The sequence below is a fragment of the Trinickia sp. NRRL B-1857 genome (assembly GCF_050470685.1).
In the GTDB taxonomy this organism is placed as follows: Bacteria; Pseudomonadota; Gammaproteobacteria; order Burkholderiales; family Burkholderiaceae; genus Trinickia.
In genome coordinates this window covers 1,687,040-1,702,197 of record NZ_JBFLUK010000011.1, presented here as the reverse complement: position 1 = coordinate 1,702,197, position 15,158 = coordinate 1,687,040, and the positions used below count along the sequence as shown (strand labels likewise).

At 60.7% G+C, this 15,158-nt stretch carries 14 protein-coding genes and 2 pseudogenes; 8 read left to right on the top strand and 8 right to left on the bottom strand.

What is annotated here, in order from left to right; genetic code table 11:
• Positions 1 to 32 precede the first annotated feature (32 nt).
• From AB1286_RS27930 to amaB, 3 genes are all read left to right on the top strand, one after another.
• Complete coding sequence (locus tag AB1286_RS27930) at positions 33 to 1,052, top strand: DUF1338 domain-containing protein (protein ID WP_430366438.1); 1,020 nt, start codon at positions 33 to 35, stop codon at positions 1,050 to 1,052.
• Positions 1,053 to 1,101: 49 nt separating this feature from the next.
• Positions 1,102 to 2,337: a PLP-dependent aminotransferase family protein gene (locus AB1286_RS27925; protein WP_430366437.1), complete on the top strand. Its 1,236-nt coding sequence runs from the start codon at positions 1,102 to 1,104 to the stop codon at positions 2,335 to 2,337.
• 117 nt (positions 2,338 to 2,454) lie between these two features.
• Positions 2,455 to 3,966 (top strand): L-piperidine-6-carboxylate dehydrogenase, encoded by a 1,512-nt coding sequence (gene amaB / locus AB1286_RS27920; RefSeq protein ID WP_430366436.1) that lies wholly within the window; start codon positions 2,455 to 2,457, stop codon positions 3,964 to 3,966.
• An 80-nt stretch (positions 3,967 to 4,046) separates the two neighbouring features.
• On the opposite strand, the gene AB1286_RS27915 is transcribed toward amaB, so the two are convergent.
• On the bottom strand, positions 4,047 to 4,901 hold the full coding sequence (locus tag AB1286_RS27915) for a helix-turn-helix domain-containing protein (RefSeq protein WP_430366435.1): 855 nt from the start codon (positions 4,899 to 4,901) through the stop codon (positions 4,047 to 4,049).
• A gap of 289 nt (positions 4,902 to 5,190) precedes the next feature.
• On the opposite strand from AB1286_RS27915, the gene lhpI reads away from it, so the two are divergent.
• Positions 5,191 to 6,126, top strand: coding sequence for a bifunctional Delta(1)-pyrroline-2-carboxylate/Delta(1)-piperideine-2-carboxylate reductase (lhpI, locus tag AB1286_RS27910; RefSeq protein ID WP_430366434.1), 936 nt, complete (start codon positions 5,191 to 5,193; stop codon positions 6,124 to 6,126).
• On the top strand, positions 6,123 to 6,794 hold the full coding sequence (locus AB1286_RS27905; protein ID WP_430366433.1) for a DNA-3-methyladenine glycosylase: 672 nt from the start codon (positions 6,123 to 6,125) through the stop codon (positions 6,792 to 6,794). The genes lhpI and AB1286_RS27905 overlap by 4 nt, the downstream gene beginning before the upstream one ends.
• Positions 6,795 to 6,833: 39 nt before the next feature.
• Here the strand turns inward: AB1286_RS27905 and AB1286_RS27900 are convergent.
• A pseudogene (locus tag AB1286_RS27900) lies at positions 6,834 to 7,322 on the bottom strand (acyl-homoserine-lactone synthase); the annotation flags it as partial.
• A gap of 210 nt (positions 7,323 to 7,532) precedes the next feature.
• On the opposite strand from AB1286_RS27900, the gene AB1286_RS27895 reads away from it, so the two are divergent.
• Positions 7,533 to 7,862 (top strand): XRE family transcriptional regulator, encoded by a 330-nt coding sequence (locus AB1286_RS27895; protein WP_430366432.1) that lies wholly within the window; start codon positions 7,533 to 7,535, stop codon positions 7,860 to 7,862.
• Here the strand turns inward: AB1286_RS27895 and AB1286_RS27890 are convergent.
• Positions 7,825 to 8,529: a helix-turn-helix transcriptional regulator gene (locus tag AB1286_RS27890; protein ID WP_430367348.1), complete on the bottom strand. Its 705-nt coding sequence runs from the start codon at positions 8,527 to 8,529 to the stop codon at positions 7,825 to 7,827. The genes AB1286_RS27895 and AB1286_RS27890 overlap by 38 nt on opposite strands.
• Before the next feature lie 513 nt (positions 8,530 to 9,042).
• Complete coding sequence (locus AB1286_RS27885) at positions 9,043 to 9,519, bottom strand: CBS domain-containing protein (RefSeq protein WP_430366431.1); 477 nt, start codon at positions 9,517 to 9,519, stop codon at positions 9,043 to 9,045.
• 215 nt (positions 9,520 to 9,734) lie between these two features.
• Between AB1286_RS27885 and ribA the strand changes: the two genes are divergently transcribed.
• Entirely contained in the window at positions 9,735 to 10,382 is a 648-nt protein-coding gene (gene ribA / locus AB1286_RS27880; RefSeq protein WP_430366430.1) for a GTP cyclohydrolase II, read from the top strand.
• Between the two features lie 78 nt (positions 10,383 to 10,460).
• On the opposite strand, the pseudogene AB1286_RS27875 reads toward ribA, so the two are convergent.
• Together AB1286_RS27875 and AB1286_RS27870 are read right to left on the bottom strand one after the other, a co-directional pair.
• Positions 10,461 to 10,794, bottom strand: a pseudogene (locus AB1286_RS27875) (HigA family addiction module antitoxin).
• Positions 10,795 to 10,801: 7 nt separating this feature from the next.
• Positions 10,802 to 10,954 (bottom strand): hypothetical protein, encoded by a 153-nt coding sequence (locus AB1286_RS27870; protein WP_430366429.1) that lies wholly within the window; start codon positions 10,952 to 10,954, stop codon positions 10,802 to 10,804.
• Positions 10,955 to 11,747: 793 nt separating this feature from the next.
• Between AB1286_RS27870 and AB1286_RS27865 the strand changes: the two genes are divergently transcribed.
• Positions 11,748 to 12,653, top strand: coding sequence for a LysR family transcriptional regulator (locus tag AB1286_RS27865; RefSeq protein ID WP_430366428.1), 906 nt, complete (start codon positions 11,748 to 11,750; stop codon positions 12,651 to 12,653).
• Positions 12,654 to 12,761: 108 nt separating this feature from the next.
• Here AB1286_RS27865 and AB1286_RS27860 read toward each other — a convergent pair whose 3' ends face one another.
• Both AB1286_RS27860 and AB1286_RS27855 read right to left on the bottom strand, forming a co-directional pair.
• On the bottom strand, positions 12,762 to 14,117 hold the full coding sequence (locus AB1286_RS27860; RefSeq protein WP_430366427.1) for a 3-phosphoshikimate 1-carboxyvinyltransferase: 1,356 nt from the start codon (positions 14,115 to 14,117) through the stop codon (positions 12,762 to 12,764).
• Between the two features lie 61 nt (positions 14,118 to 14,178).
• Complete coding sequence (locus tag AB1286_RS27855) at positions 14,179 to 15,039, bottom strand: phytanoyl-CoA dioxygenase family protein (protein ID WP_430366426.1); 861 nt, start codon at positions 15,037 to 15,039, stop codon at positions 14,179 to 14,181.
• Positions 15,040 to 15,158: the final 119 nt, after the last annotated feature.

Sequence of the window (15,158 nt, the reverse complement as noted above, 5' to 3'; positions counted from 1 at the left end):
GCTACGGAATATGGAAAACGGGGAACGATGTGATGAACAGCAATCTGGACGCGATGCTCGAAGCCGCCTGTGGAGCGGGCGCTGCGCAGCAGTTAGTGCAATTGATGAATGTGCCTGCGGCCCTCGATCGCTGTGAGTCCGGCATCGTGACGCGTGCCGAGCTAGCTCAAGCGCTCAACATGGCGCTGTTCGCCGGGCTCCTCGAGCGCGTGCCGACCGGCCGCGCTTATACCGAGGACGTCGTACGCGCAGGCGGGCGTGTCGAGTTCGATCACGGGGCGTTGCGGACGGTGCGTTGGCCGCATTGCGGCGCGTTGCCGCCGGGAGAAGCCGCCTTCACGCGGATCCTGAAGCCGCTCGGCTATCGCCTGAACGGGACTTATCCGCTCGATCGCATCAAGATGACGGGGCGTTCCTACGCGCACTTGGACGCACCCGAACACATCGCTCAATTCTTCGTCAGCGAATTGCACCCCGAACGCTTTTCCGCGGCGTTCCAACAGGCGGTGACGAATGTCGTCGGCTCGTCGGTGGATCCGCTTACGCCGCAAGCAGTAGCTTGGCTTGCCGAACTCGAGCGCGACGCGGCGCTGCCGCTGGCCGACGCGTGTGCATTGCTGCCGATTCTCATGCGCTGCTTCGATCGGCAGCATATGACGCCGCGCTTGTCGGACTATGAGACGCTGCTTGCCGAGTCCGCCGAAATGGCCTGGATCGCAACGGAAGGCAATGCGTTCAACCATGCGACGGATCGGGTCGCCGACGTGTTCGCGGTCGCTGACGCGCAGCGTGCGTTGGGCCGCCCGATCAAAGAGCGCGTGGAAGTCTCGAAGTCGGGGCGGGTCAAGCAAACGGCGTTTCAGGCCGATCGCGTTGTTCGCGTATTTCGCGGCGACGACGGCACCGAAGCACGCCGCGAAGTGCCGGGCTCGTTCTATGAATTCATTACGCGCGACACCTATACGGACGCGGAAACGGGGCGCGTCGCGCTCGATCTGGGTTTCGATGCCGGCAATGCGACCGGCATCTTCAAAATGACCGCCGCGGCTTGAGCCCATCTGCCGGTGCTGCTTGCCGCACTCTGAAGTCGAGAGGAAACCGATGACGTCAGGCCTTACCATGCAAGCGGCCACGCCGGACGATGCATACGAGTTCGTGGCGCCGTTTCGTGCGCCGCAGGGCTCGCCGATCCGCGAGTTGTTCAAATACGTAGGCCGTCCCGGAATGATTTCCTTCGCGGGCGGCTATCCGTCGAAGGATTTGTTCGATCGCGATGGCCTCGCGCAAGCGCTCGAGGCTGCATATCGGAGCGATCCGATCGCGTGTTTGCAATACGGCGACACGGCCGGCGCGCCGCTGCTGCGCCGCTCGCTCGCGCGGCTCATGGCTGTGCGGGGCGTCGAGTGCAGCGGCGACGACATTCTCGTGACGACCGGCTCGCAGCAAGGCTTCGATTTGCTCGTGCGTACGTTGATTGCGCCGGGCGATACGGCGCTCATCGAGGAACCGGCCTATCCCGCAGCCATCCAAGCGTTGCGGCTCGCCGGCGCGACCATCGTGACGATGCGCACGGACAGCGACGGCATCGACGTCGATGCGCTCGCCGATCAGCTCGATACGTGGGGTGACGCCAAGCGGCCGAAACTGCTTTACACCGTGCCGACGTTTGCCAATCCGACGGGCGCGACACTGCCGCGCGCAAGGCGCGAGGCGCTCGTGCGGCTCGCGGCCCGGCATCGTATCGTGCTCGTGGAAGACGATCCGTACGGGGAATTGCGCTTCGCCGGCACGCCGGTGCCGCCGATCCTTGCCTTGGCCGACGCTTGCCCGGGCGCACGCGATTGGGTGGTCTATTTCGGCAGTTTGTCGAAGATCGTCGCACCGGGTTTGCGAATCGGCTGGGCCGTCGCGCCCGCGCCGATCGCACGCAGAATGATCGTCGCCAAGCAAACGAGCGATTTGTGCACCTCGCCGCTGTCCCAAGAGGCGGCGCGGCATTATCTCGACAGCGGCAGCCTCGAGTTGCATCTGCGTTCGATCGTCGGCGCGTATCGGTCGCGCTGCGACGCACTGCTTAAGGCGCTCGCGCACTTCGCCCCGGAGGACATCGAGTTTTGTGCGCCCCAAGGCGGCATGTTCGTCTGGGCCAGGCTCAGTGCGGGACGAGACGCGGCGGAGGTGCTCAAACGTGCGATCGAGCGCAATGTGATGTTCGTGCCGGGGACGGCGTTTTTCGTACGAAATCCCGACGTGAGCAGCTTGCGCCTGTCGTTCGCTGCGCCGAGCGAGGCCGAGGCGTTCGAAGGGGCGCGGCGGTTGGCATCCGCGCTAGCTTAGTTTCGTCGCCGCTTGCACGGGCGGCGCGAACGCGTTTCAATCGCTGGACGTGGACGTCCGGCAAGGGAAACGCTCCAGACCAATTTTGACGAAGTAACTCGACATAAAGAGGACGTGATGGTAGTCAACGATATTTTCGCAGCGCTGGGCGTCGACCTTTCGGCTTGGAAGGGCGATGCCCTCACGGCCCGCTCGCCGCGCGACGGCGCGACGCTCGCGACCCTCGCCGTCGATTCGGCCGCCGGCGCCGAGCGTAAGATCGATGCCGCCCATGCCGCCTTCCTGAAGTGGCGGACCGTGCCGGCGCCGCTGCGCGGCGAGCTCGTACGTATTTTCGGCAACGTCCTGCGCGAGCATAAGGATGCGCTGGGCCGGCTCGTCACGCTGGAGGCGGGCAAGATCCGCTCGGAAGGGCTCGGCGAAGTTCAGGAAATGATCGACATCTGCGATTTCGCGGTCGGGCTCTCGCGTCAGCTCTACGGTCTGACGATTGCCTCCGAGCGCCCCGGCCATCGCATGATGGAGACGTGGCATCCGCTCGGTGTCTGCGGTGTGATCTCGGCATTCAACTTCCCCGTGGCCGTCTGGGCGTGGAACGCCGCGCTGGCCTTCGTCTGCGGGGATCCGGTCGTTTGGAAACCGTCCGAAAAAACGCCGCTTACGGCGATCGCCTGTCAGGCGCTGTTCACGCAAGCGTTGCGGCGATTCGATGAGGCGCATCCCGGCGTCGCTCCGGAAGGGCTTTCGCAACTGATCATTGGCGGCCGCGACGTGGGCGAAGCGTTGACCCGCTCGCACAAGGTGCCGCTCGTGAGCGCGACGGGCAGCGTGCGCATGGGTATCGAAGTGGCGCAAACGCTGAGCAAGCGCCTGGCTCGCAGCATTCTCGAGTTGGGCGGCAACAACGGCATGATCGTCGCGCCGAGCGCCGATCTCGATCTGGTCGTGCGCGCCGTGACGTTCGCGTCCGTGGGCACGGCAGGGCAGCGCTGCACGACGCTGCGCCGCTTGATCGTGCATCGCAGCGTCGCCGATCGGTTGCTGCCGCGTCTCGAGAAGGCGTTCGCATCGGTCAAGGTCGGCGACCCGCTCGAGGGCGATACGCTCGTGGGCCCGCTCGTCGATCGCGGCTCCTTCGATGCGATGCAAACGGCACTGGCCGAGGCTCGTAAGGACGGCGGTCAAGTGACGGGCGGCGAGCGTGTCGACGTGGGGCATGACGGCGCTTACTACGTGCGTCCCGCGATCGTGCGGATGCCGGCGCAAACGGCGGTGGTGGAGCGCGAGACGTTCGCGCCGATCCTATACGTGCTCGTCTATGATGAATTCGACCAAGCGCTCGCCGTGCATAACGCGGTACCGCAAGGATTGTCTTCGGCCATCTTCACGAACGATATGCGCGAAGCCGAGCAGTTCATGTCGGCGGCCGGTAGCGATTGCGGCATCGTGAACGTGAACATCGGCACGAGCGGCGCCGAGATCGGCGGTGCGTTCGGCGGCGAGAAGGAGACGGGCGGCGGCCGCGAGTCGGGCTCGGATTCCTGGAAGAACTATATGCGCCGGGCGACGAACACGATCAACTACAGCCGCGAGCTACCGCTTGCGCAAGGTGTGAAGTTCGACGTTTGAGCGCGCATGTTGCAGCCCCGGCAGGGCCGGGGCGCATCGACCGAGCGAGGCGGCAAGCCGGTGGGTTGCCGCCCGCCGGTTCACGTTCGGCCCAGGCGCTTCGAAAGGTCCGCGACGAGAATCGCGAGGCGCGCCGGCTTTTCGTAGCAAGCCACGTCGAAACGGCGGATGACTTCGCTGATCTCCGATTCGCTTGCCTTGCCGGTCAGCAAGTCGCCCGTGAGCAGGAATATCGGCGCATCGGGTTGCGGCGAGCGGCGGACCGATTCGATGGCCGACGCGGCTGTGCACCCGTCGAAAAGCCAATCGGTCACCACGGCGTCAAACGTTTGCGCTCGAAGCGCATCGACGAACGCGGTCAGGCGATCGTAGACGTGTGCCTCGAAGCCGTTCTGCAACAGGTAGTCGCCGAGCGCTTCGGCGGCGGCGCGATCGGCGTCGACCACGGCGACCGTCGCCCTTTGCGCTTCGCCCCGGCGCGGGTGAATCTCGATCTTCTGCACTTCATGGGCATGTTCGCCGGGTGTGCCGTCGCATCGGACGATGCGCCAGCGCTCGCCTTCTCCGTACGCGACGAATTCGGCCCGCTCGTCGCGGCCGAGCTGGGCTCCGATCCACGCGATACAGGGGCCTTCGAAGCCGCCCAAGTTCAACGTTGCCTCGCGCGGTTGCGCGCCGGCGGTATCGAGGCCGATTTCCTGGGCGCCGAAGAGCTGCGTGGGCGGTTCGCCGAAGGCCTGGGCGACTTTACGGATCTGCGCGAGGGTCCATGGACTGCTGCCGCGCAGTTTGCGGTGCCCCTGCGAAAAGCTGAGATCGAGGATGCGGCAAAGCTCGGTGGTTTGCTGTCGTTTGCCGATGCCATGGCGAACCATTAGCGCGCGCACGCGATCGGCAACGGCGAGTGAGTCCGCTAGTGTGGCTTCTGTGGTCATGCTGCTTCAGGTCGCTGCGGCGTCGGTGGCGGTCACGGAACGAGAATCGCCGGGCCACAAGGCTTGGCCGCAGCGGTAAAAATATGGAGGCGGGGCGTATTTTAACGGGCAACGCGCCGCGCCGCCCTCGTCAAATATGTATCGACAGGTTACGTTCGTTACTGGTAGTCAACGGCGACCGGTTAGGCAATCGTCGAATGCCTGATCGCGCCCCCGCGGCGCATGGCCGCATGCTTGTTTCGCCGGCGGCGCCCGGGTTCGCCGGGCGTCCCGTATTGGAGGAAACCCTATGACGATACCGTTTTACGACGCCGAAGCAACAGCCGCGCTCACACCGTTTCCGGCGCTCGTCGAGGCGCTCGCTCAGGCGAGCTTGGATGCGGCGCGCGGCGAGATTGCGAGTCCGGCTCGGCTCGTGGTGCCGCTCAACCAAGGGGGCACGATGCTGTCGATGCCGGCGGCGGCGCGCGACCTTGCGATCCATAAGCTTGTCAACGTCTGTCCCGCGAACCGGGAGCGCGGTTTGCCGACGATCCACGGCCAAGTCAGCGTCTGCGATCCCGACACGGGCGAGGCCCTGCTCACACTCGACGGGCCGACGGTGACGGGCCGACGCACCGCAGCCGTGACGTTGCTGGCGATGCGAACCTTCTTGCGGGCGGCGCCGCGTGAAGTGTTGCTCATCGGCACCGGCACGCAGGCGGCGCATCATGCCGACGCGCTTGCGGCCGTCTATCCAGACGCTCGTGTGTGGGTTCGCGGCAGCTCGCTCGAACGCGCCCGCGAGTTTTGCGCAAACCGGGGCGGCCGCGCCGACATACGTCCGTACGAGCGCGACGCGTTCGCCGAAAACATCGATGCCGTCATTGCGCTGACGACGAGTCGCGCGCCGATCTACGACGAGCCCGCGCGCCCGGATCGGCTCGTGGTTGGGGTGGGGGCCTTTACGCCCGAGATGGCCGAGATTGGAGCGCGCACACTAGCGGGCAGTGCGCTTTATGTCGACGATCCGGCGGGCGCGCCTCACGAAGCCGGCGATTTCATTCAGGCGGGCGTCGATTGGGGGCGTGTCGGCTCGCTGGCCGACGTCTTGGCCGCGGCTGGAACGTCGCCTTTAGGCAGCGGTGCGGGACCGATGCCCGTCGTCTTCAAGAGCGTCGGGTGCGCCGCGTGGGATTTGGCGGCCTGCCGTGTCGCACGCGCACACCAATCGGGCGGCGCTTGACGGCGGGTTCTTCAAACCCGGCGCAGTTGGGCGGCGAGCCGCGGCTCGCCGCTCGAATCGCGCCCTTGACGCGCGACGAGTTGCCGGTCGATACGGTTGAACTCGCGCGTTTCATGGTCGGCAAATGTCTCGTTCACGATACGCCGCAGGGCCGCGTGAGCGGCCGTCTCGTGGAAACCGAGGCCTATCCGATCGGCGATTCGACGAGCCATGCCTACCGGGGGCCGCGCCCGTACAACGGCGCTTTGTTTCGGGCGCCGGGGCATGCCTACGTGCGGCTCGTCTACGGCGCGTCATACATGATCAATATGTCGGCGGAAGCCGAGGGGCAGGGAGCGGCGGTCTTATTTAGGGCCGTCGAGCCGCTGGACGGCCTGCGGCTCATGCGCGATCGGCGGCCCGGCGTCAAGGATTCGGATTTGGCGAGGGGGCCGGGGCGACTGTGCGCGGCGTTCGCCATCGGCCCGGAGTTCGACGGCGTGGACCTCTGCGGGGGCCACGCCCTCTGGATAGGGCGCCTAAGCGAGCACGACGCGCCCCCGGCTCGGATTGCGCTCGCCAAACGCATCGGTTTGTCCCGCGAAATGCACGAGCTGCTCAGGTTCTACGAGCCGGGCAGCGCTTTCGTGAGCGGCCCCAAGCGATTGCTCGAGCCCATCGTACGTTGACGGATCGGATTCCGGCCCCTGAAACAGCGCCTCGTGTGTCTGTTCTCCGAGGTCGATCGATAGGGCAATGGTGTCGGCGTTGCCGATGCGCACGGGCGGGCCGTAGCGCCGCGTCGCGATCCTCGCCCGGATCAGCAAACGTTCCACGGCGGTGGTCGTAACCGTCACATAGCTCGTAATTCGGTGCCGATCGGCGAATGCGACGACGGCCCGCATCGCATCGAGCGCCAATTCGCCAAAACCGAAGCGCGTTCGCTCGCGCGAAACAATTGCAAAGCGGCTCAACTCCCAGATTTGCGCGGACGCGGGCGCGTCTTGCTGGTAAAGCAGTTCCGGAAATGTATTGCGTAGCATATACGGCCCTTCGGTCGGCAACAGGCGCCAACACCCGCATACTTCGTCGTAATTGTTGCGCATTACCATGTAATAGGGCGATTGTGCGTCATATTCGTCTATTTCCATCCCGGATAACACCGCGACTTCCCATCCCATCCGCTCGCCGAAAATCTTGGCGCGTAACCGATACATTTGCGCCAGCGCGTCGAGATCGAAAGTACATTGTTTATCGATCGTGATCTTCGTGCTCATCTCGCTCTCCCGGATTGTCATGCTCGTAAGGGGCATCGACCATATGCACTTTGCGTGCTAGGTGTAACTGTCAAGCAAGATAGGTACAAAATATCGGTCACAGTTGGGATGATGCGGGTATCGAGTACGTCCCTTGAACAGGTGAAAACCATGTCCCTAGCCGATATTCGTCAACCGCTAACTGAAGATGCGGCCCGGCCGGTTCGGACCGAAATCAACAGTGCCTTCGTTCAGGCTTATCGCAAGCAAGTCAAGGAGAGCCAGAAGACCTTCTGGGCCCGATTCGGTGTAACTCAGTCCCGTGGTAGCCGTTTTGAACTGGGTGCGAATATCCCAAAACCCGTCATGATTCTTCTGAGACTCTATTTCGAGGCCAGGATATCGGACGAGGATATTCGCGCCGTTTCGCAAAAGCGTGCGCCGGCACTTCGGCCGGCGCTGCTCAATCAAGATCTATCAACCCCATTCGGGTCGCTTTGACCGCTGCTGCGCTCCGCGAGCTGACGCCGAACTTGCTGCGGATATTGGTCATGTGAAAGTTCACGGTTGCTTCCGAGCAGCCGAAGATCTTGGCGATTTCCCAGGTCGACTTTCCTTGCGCCGTCCACTTCAAGCATTCGTATTCGCGCGGCGTCAGCTTGGGGACGAGCCGTTCCGTATATCCGTCCAGGAACCGCTGGCTCGTATCGAACGCTACGTCGCGCAGTAAGGTCAACATCGGGAGATTGCGCTCGACATGAGCGTTGAGCGCATTGGGCGCCTGTTCGTCGCGGACGAAGCAAAGCATCCCTACCTCTTGCTTCGGGCCATGTATCGGAAGAGCTACACCGCTGCATAGTCCGTACTGACAGGCTTCCTCGTACATCTCCCGCTGATTGAGATCGGCAAAATTGGTGGATGTCCAAATCAATGGCGACGTCTGGGTTAAACAGTGTGCGACCGTCGGATCGATGTGAAAAAGGGCGCGCTCGTTATAAGTCTGACGCCAGCTATCGTCATAGGTGCTCCGTAGATACGCGTCGGTAAAGCGCATGCCGGGCCTTGGCACTACAGCAAATAGCGTGTGCTCGAAACCGTATTTTCTACCCAGCAACGCAAGCGCTTCGAACCACGTTTTTTCATCCGTCGCACGCCAAAGCGGCGACATCGGTTCAATAAATTGGCGCGGCATATGTCCTCGCATGTCGAAAATATTACTTGCCTGAAACAGGTAAATTGCCCAATCTACCGAAGACAGTTTCAGACGACTCTCTTTTTGTGCGAAACGTGTCAGACGAATCGAATACTATCCTGCTGCTACCTGGTATGTGGGGTATTGTCGGAGTAAAACTGGGGCTTTTGAATAGAAGCTCGATCATGCGGCGCGCGGGATCGATTTCAGTTGTCGGTGGGAATTCGAATATCGCCGAAACTTGCGCTGCCTAGTTTTTGTAGTTGACGTTTGTTCAAACCGATTCCATTCGTCGATTTTAGTGCTAATACGGGCTAAGTGTTTTCGGGCGAGCGGTTTGATATTTGCAGGTTGTGCAAAGGTGATTAACCGAAATCTAGGGTTTTCGCGAACCTACGTAAAAAAGCAGGCTGCGAAAAGCCTGCCGATGTGGTGGATGGCGGGCGGAGGGAAGGGGGCGAGTGCCGAGGCACTCGCCCGGATGCGTAACTAGATATGGACGCCGGAAATGTAATGCTCGAGTTGTTGGATAGTGAACTGTTGCTCGGAAATGATCGCTTTGACCAAATCGCCGATCGATACCATACCCACGAGCTTGCCGTCGTCGATGACCGGCAGATGGCGCATCCTGTGTTCGGTCATCAGCGCCATGCAGGCCTCGGTCGAGTCCGTCATGCGCACGTGCAGCACCTGCTGCGTCATGATCTCGCTGACCGCTGTCGACTTCGAGGAGCGGTCGAGCAAGACGATCTTGCGGGCGTAATCGCGCTCGGTGATGATGCCCGCGATTTTTCCTTCGCTGCCCTCGGTGACGATGAGTGCACCGATCTGATGTTGAGCCATCATTTTGACGGCTTCGAAAACCGACGATCTTGCATCGATTGTGAGGACCGGCGCTTGAGCGATTCTCTTTGCGGCCTGTGGGTCGTCGAGCTTTGACTTGAGAATCTGCGCTACGTTGGGCATAGGAGTCTCCGTCTTCTGTTTTCGTTGGGCGGGGATCGGCCAGCGTCGCACGTTCATGGCGGCGCGGGACTATTTCCCAGTATAGGCGGTGGCGCGGCGCGCCGTGGCGCCCGTGACGGGCTGCGATCGGTGAATAGGGTTAAACTCGCGGTGCGCGCATCGACTGTCGGTGCGAGTGCGAACCGATATAAGCCATAAGTCACTACCAACTCGTTATGCCCACGTCAGCCCAGCCTCCCCGCGCAGGCGGCGAGTCCACTACGCAGTGCGTCTCGCTCGCCGCGAAGGCCACCTTGCCCACCCGGTACGGAACGTTTACCTCGTACGCCTATCGTGTCGCTGCGGGAGAAGCCGAACATTTGGCATTGGTGATGGGCGATGTCAGTGGGCAGGAGTCGGTGCTCACGCGTCTGCACTCCGAATGCTTGACGGGCGACGTGCTCGGTTCGTACCGATGCGATTGCGGAGAGCAATTGGACTTGGCGCTGCGCTATATCGCCGCGGAAGGGCGAGGGGTTCTTCTTTACCTGCGCGGTCATGAAGGCCGGGGCATCGGCCTGTCGAACAAGATTCGCGCTTATCAGTTGCAGGAGCAAGGGCTCGACACGGTAGAGGCGAACCTCGAATTGGGCCTACCGGACGATGCGCGCGAGTACGATTCCGCCGCTGCGATTCTGCGAGATTTGAACGTCACGTCGGTCCGGTTGATGAGCAACAACCCCGACAAGTTCGAGACGCTTTCGCGCCACGGCATTCCCGTGTGCGAGCGAGTGGCGCTTGCGATTCCCGTACGCGACGAGAACGAGCGGTACATTCGCACGAAGCAGGTGAAGTTTGGGCATTACTTCGAGGAGAACGAGTAGCGGAGATTTCGGCTTTGTCCGATGTAGTGGCCATGTCTTGCGGCGCACCCTACGTGAACTCGATTCCTCATCTGTAACCTAGGCCGGTCGGCGATTCCGCATCGATGCCTGCCTCCAGCGGCAGCATGGACGCTTAAGATACGACACACCTTCCTGGCGAGCTTGCCAACGGTCGCGTAGGCTTGTTGGGCGGTCCATAAGTCGGCTCGCCCGCCATTTTCGATGCCCGGCCATTGCTCCAGACGTAGTGCCATTGCGGGCGAGATTGTCGGAGGGCATTCTGAATGCGCGACGGAGCCGAGCGTGTCACGCCAAGCCGCTCGGCTGCTTCCGTGACCGTGAGCCTCAGTTCGAGCAATACGTCTTCGCACAGCGTTTCGCCGGGATGCGGCGGACTGAAGATTCGAGTCATGATTGCCTCAGTCATCGTCTTGGTAGTCGAAGAGAATTGCATCGGTGCCATCAAAGGTGAACGCGATGCGCCGGTTGCCATCGACTTTCACCGAATAATGGCCGGCAAGATCCTGAGCCACAGAATGCAGCCGCCAGCCCGGTAAGTTCATATTGTCCATGTCGGAGCCGCGGCACCGCAAGTTAGGAAGCAATCGTAACGGGCCTGCTCGGCTGTTCCTTATGAAATTTTGCGGTGGTAGAAAGATCTTGCAGGCATCCTGCCAGCGCCCTCACGGGCAGCCGCGTTTAAAGTGACCCTGCCAAACCGCTTTAACCGAAAGGAGTTCGTGACGAACTATGGCGGTGTCGACCGGCACTCGAACCTCAGCGTGACGGGATTGATGCCAGTCGCACTGGCCGGCATCGTGGTCGAATCCAAGCACGACTGGTCCTGGCGAATCTGCTGATTGCACGCCGCCGAATTTTCATTCGCTCCTAACCAATCGGTTTCGAGCAGAGACTTTGTGCAAGGGGCATAGACATCAATCGATACTGTGCGGATCTGTACATCTACGAGATTGGCTATCGTCTCTACCGTGACTATGGAAGGTGCTAGGCGAAGAATGAAGGCGGAGCGTCAATCCGTTGTCGGCGGTCTGTACTCCGAGGCGCCAACCCGATCGACGGAGGCGGAGGTCGTCTATTTAGTCCGATGTAGGCGCGTGCGTGCCCGTCTTTCGATTGTCCTTTTACGACAACCACATCTCGCAATCGGCGCGCCTCAAGGCAGTGAAGACGAGAGCAGCGTAGGATTGTTCCCATACGTCCACGAGTTGAGGGAGTGCTCCGGGGCGATCACTGCTGGGCGTCTCTTCCGAATGCAGTAAACCGGCGAGTGTAGGGCGCGCATTGAATTCGATTCGACCGCCGGGGCATTTTCACCGGTATCCAACGATATGATCGTGAACTCTTATGAACCTACGCAGCGTTGATCTGAATTTACTGGTTGTCCTTGATGCACTGTTGACGGAAAAGCACGTGACTCGAGCGGCGACGAAGGTGGGATTGAGCCAGTCTGCTATGAGCAGCGCACTCCGACGCTTGCGAATTCTCATGCGGGATGAATTGCTGATACGCAACGCGTCGGGAATGGAGCCGACGCCGCGCGCGTTGGAGCTGGAAGAGCCGCTGAAACAGATGCTTCGTCAAGCGCAGCGGCTCATCAAATCCAGCACTAAGTTTGATCCTGAAACCTCAGCGGAGCATTACCGGATTAGGATGTCTGACGTGCTCGAGTATCTATTGATGCCGCCTCTGCTCGCACAACTGGAAAGAGAGGCGCCGAACGTGACGCTCGACGTGGTTCACCTTCCACCAGGGCAGACTGTGATTGCACTTGACGCGGATGATATCGATGTCGCGGTGAGCATGGATCTGGAACATACGAGCGCGGTGTGCGCAATGCCCTTGTTCGATGATCGTATGGTGTGTGTGCTGGCAGAAGGACACCCGAATGCCGCGGATGAGATGACGATGGAACTCTTTCTTGCATTGCCTCATCTCAAGGTGTCCATGAGTTCGACCGACGGCCGTTATGTGGATGCGGCGCTTGCTGATATGCACCGCGTTCGGCATGTCGCGCTGAATGTTCCACATTGGCTGGTGGTCCCTCATCTGTTGCGCAGTTCGTCGATGATTGCCGTGATGTCGGCGCGTTTGGCAAGTCGTTTTGCGGAAGTTGGTCTATTGCTTAAGGAGCTACCGTTCACTGCGACAGATTTTCGTTGGTCGATGTACTGGCATCGGCGCCACGAGAGCGTACCTGCGCAAGTGTGGCTGCGCGAAAAAATCCACGCTGCGGTTCTTCGACTGGAGTAGTGGAGTGCGGGATTTGCGCGGTCGGCGACGTAGCTGCTCTCTGGGCAGGTCCGATAACCGCCAGCTCCATCGCCCATGTGCCTGAGGAGTCCGGCGGACGGGCGGGTACTACTCGGCGATTACAGCTAGGTCGGACGATACGCGTTGAACTGGCGAGAAAATAGCACCCAGCTCTTCAAACTGCTCGAGGAATTCTGGAAAGGAGCAGATGACGTCGTTGAATCCATCGATATAGCTCGGGCGACGGAATTTCAGCGATGCGATGAATAACGACATGAAATTCCGGTGATCGCCGCAGCTAGTGAAGAACGTGCCGCCTTCATAGTCGCTTCGTCCGTGCGTGACGAAGCCATCAATATCGCCCTGCTGGTTCCAAAGCGTCTTGATGTCTGCGCCGAGCTTGGTCGCCTCCGTGACCATCGACTCGATGCGCGAAGACTTGTGAAGCCGAGTGACAGAACCTCCGATGACGCGGAACTCTCCCTCCACGAAAAGGCTTAGCGCGACGAGCGTCGGAATGATGTTTGGGCCGTCGCTGACATCGATCTCGTGTTTGCCGGAGAGCGTAGCATGAATGCTCGAGACGAGGAGTTCCTTTGCTGCGTCGTCATGCACGACCTTCACACCCAGCGCCTTCACGACGTCGATAAAGATTCGTTCACCCTGCAACGTATCGCTTGTGATGCCGCGGATCACATACTCGCCAGAGAAGATCGTGCATGCGAACAGCAAGTAAGACAGCGAAGTGTAGTCTGCGTTAATGTATGAGTCAAAGGCCTTATATTCGCCCGGGCGCACAAAAAAATGATTGAATCGTGGATCGACGTCGATGTCGATCGATGCGCGGCGCAGGAAGTCGACCGTTTGTGCGATATAGGATTTCGACAGCACTGGGTCGCTCTGGCGAATTGTCAAGGGCTGGTCCGACAGTGGCGCCAGGAACAGCAGAGCAGTAACGAACTGTGAGCTGACGTCGCCTGGCAGGTCGGCGTTCGAACGCGAGATCGGCTGCCCCCAGTTGATCACAGGAGCGTTGCCGGCGTCGCTGAGATGCTCGATATTTGCGCCAAGCGAGTCCAGTGCATCGAACAGCGGCCTCATTACTCGCCGACGCAGCGTATGGTCTCCCGTCAGTATAGTGGGTGCTCGACGTGCACAGGCGACAGCCGATAATGTGCGAAATACTAGTCCGGAACCCTTTGCGTCGATGACGATGGTGTCGCGAGTGAAATCGCGGCCAACGCCGCTGACTTCAAGAAAGCCGTCGTACTCGCTGATTTGCGCCCCCAACTGCCGGCAGGCGCGCTTCATGGTCTCAGTTTCCAGGCAGCGTAGATCGTTATAGATTCTTGAGAGACCTGCCGCCAAGCTTGCTGTGACAATTGCGCGCTGGGTCTCTGGTTTCGATGCGGGTACAGACATGACAGGCTTCAGATACGACGTGGGATTCACTCGCAGATACATGACAGTCTCACTTGTCTTGATGAAGGGTAGGGCTAGTCCGGTGTAGCCGGCTACCGACGGATTACGCGACGGCATAGCCGCTGGATTTCATGTCCGACATCGACTTGTTCAGGTGAGAGCCTTCCTGCACCTCGTAGATGGAGCCGAAGTCTCGCTCTGCGATCGGCAAACGATGCACGCCGGATTCCACTCGAGCGAATCGGGCGGCCTGGCCACGCAGCAGTCGAACGCCCGGCTCGTTATGGGCGGCGTGCGGACCGAAGTAGATTGGAAACGCGTCGGCCGCGCGGTAGGCTGGCAGGAATGTGCGGCGCGGAAGATCGGACGTATTCTTTTCTGACGCGTGCAGGGTGAGGCAATGCAAAAATAGAGCGCCACCAGCTTTGACCTCGACCGCGACGGCGTCCGATTCGTCGACATCGGACACCGTGCCTCGGAAGTAGCCGTCGATGTCATGCGACCGAAGTCCCCGGCGGTGAGAGCCTGGAATTACGCGAAGGCAGCCGTTTTCACGAGTGGCGTCGTCCAAGAAGATGAGCGCGGTCAACAAATCCGAGTTGGTGTGCGGATAGTAGGAAAAATCCTGATGCCATTTCACGACGCTGCCGACCTTAGGCCCTTTCATATTGATCTTGCTGTAGTGAAACATGACGTCGTCGCCTATCAGTGCCTGCACGCAATCGACTAGGGCTGGATCGGCAGCCAGGCGCTCGAAAACATGGTGCTTCTGCGTTGGCGACCAGATGCGGCGGACGGTCGCCCCATCATTGGGTTCCATTTCAAATGCCTTGCCGAGATTGCTGGGATCTAGTAGTTCATCGATTGCACCGATCGCCTCGCGAATCGTTTCCGTGTCGAAGACATCGTCGACGACTACAAAGCCATGGTGGGCGTAAAACTGGGCTTGCTGAGCGGAGATCATCACAACTCCTTTAATGGACTGGATATACGACTGCACAACGATGAGCTACTTGGTTGTACGGCGATCATTGCTCGTGGCCGTCAACCAGAATGGTGACCTTGCCCCTGTTTCGCGAATCC

Coding starts and splice junctions, on each gene's coding strand:
- AB1286_RS27930 (WP_430366438.1), top strand. CDS start 33: ATGAACAGCAATCTGGACGCGATGCTCGAAGCCGCCTGTGGAGCGGGC.
- AB1286_RS27925 (WP_430366437.1), top strand. CDS start 1,102: ATGACGTCAGGCCTTACCATGCAAGCGGCCACGCCGGACGATGCATAC.
- amaB (WP_430366436.1), top strand. CDS start 2,455: ATGGTAGTCAACGATATTTTCGCAGCGCTGGGCGTCGACCTTTCGGCT.
- AB1286_RS27915 (WP_430366435.1), bottom strand. CDS start 4,901: ATGACCACAGAAGCCACACTAGCGGACTCACTCGCCGTTGCCGATCGC.
- lhpI (WP_430366434.1), top strand. CDS start 5,191: ATGACGATACCGTTTTACGACGCCGAAGCAACAGCCGCGCTCACACCG.
- AB1286_RS27895 (WP_430366432.1), top strand. CDS start 7,533: ATGTCCCTAGCCGATATTCGTCAACCGCTAACTGAAGATGCGGCCCGG.
- AB1286_RS27890 (WP_430367348.1), bottom strand. CDS start 8,529: ATGTCGCCGCTTTGGCGTGCGACGGATGAAAAAACGTGGTTCGAAGCG.
- AB1286_RS27885 (WP_430366431.1), bottom strand. CDS start 9,519: ATGCCCAACGTAGCGCAGATTCTCAAGTCAAAGCTCGACGACCCACAG.
- ribA (WP_430366430.1), top strand. CDS start 9,735: ATGCCCACGTCAGCCCAGCCTCCCCGCGCAGGCGGCGAGTCCACTACG.
- AB1286_RS27870 (WP_430366429.1), bottom strand. CDS start 10,954: ATGGACAATATGAACTTACCGGGCTGGCGGCTGCATTCTGTGGCTCAG.
- AB1286_RS27865 (WP_430366428.1), top strand. CDS start 11,748: ATGAACCTACGCAGCGTTGATCTGAATTTACTGGTTGTCCTTGATGCA.
- AB1286_RS27860 (WP_430366427.1), bottom strand. CDS start 14,117: ATGTATCTGCGAGTGAATCCCACGTCGTATCTGAAGCCTGTCATGTCT.
- AB1286_RS27855 (WP_430366426.1), bottom strand. CDS start 15,039: ATGATCTCCGCTCAGCAAGCCCAGTTTTACGCCCACCATGGCTTTGTA.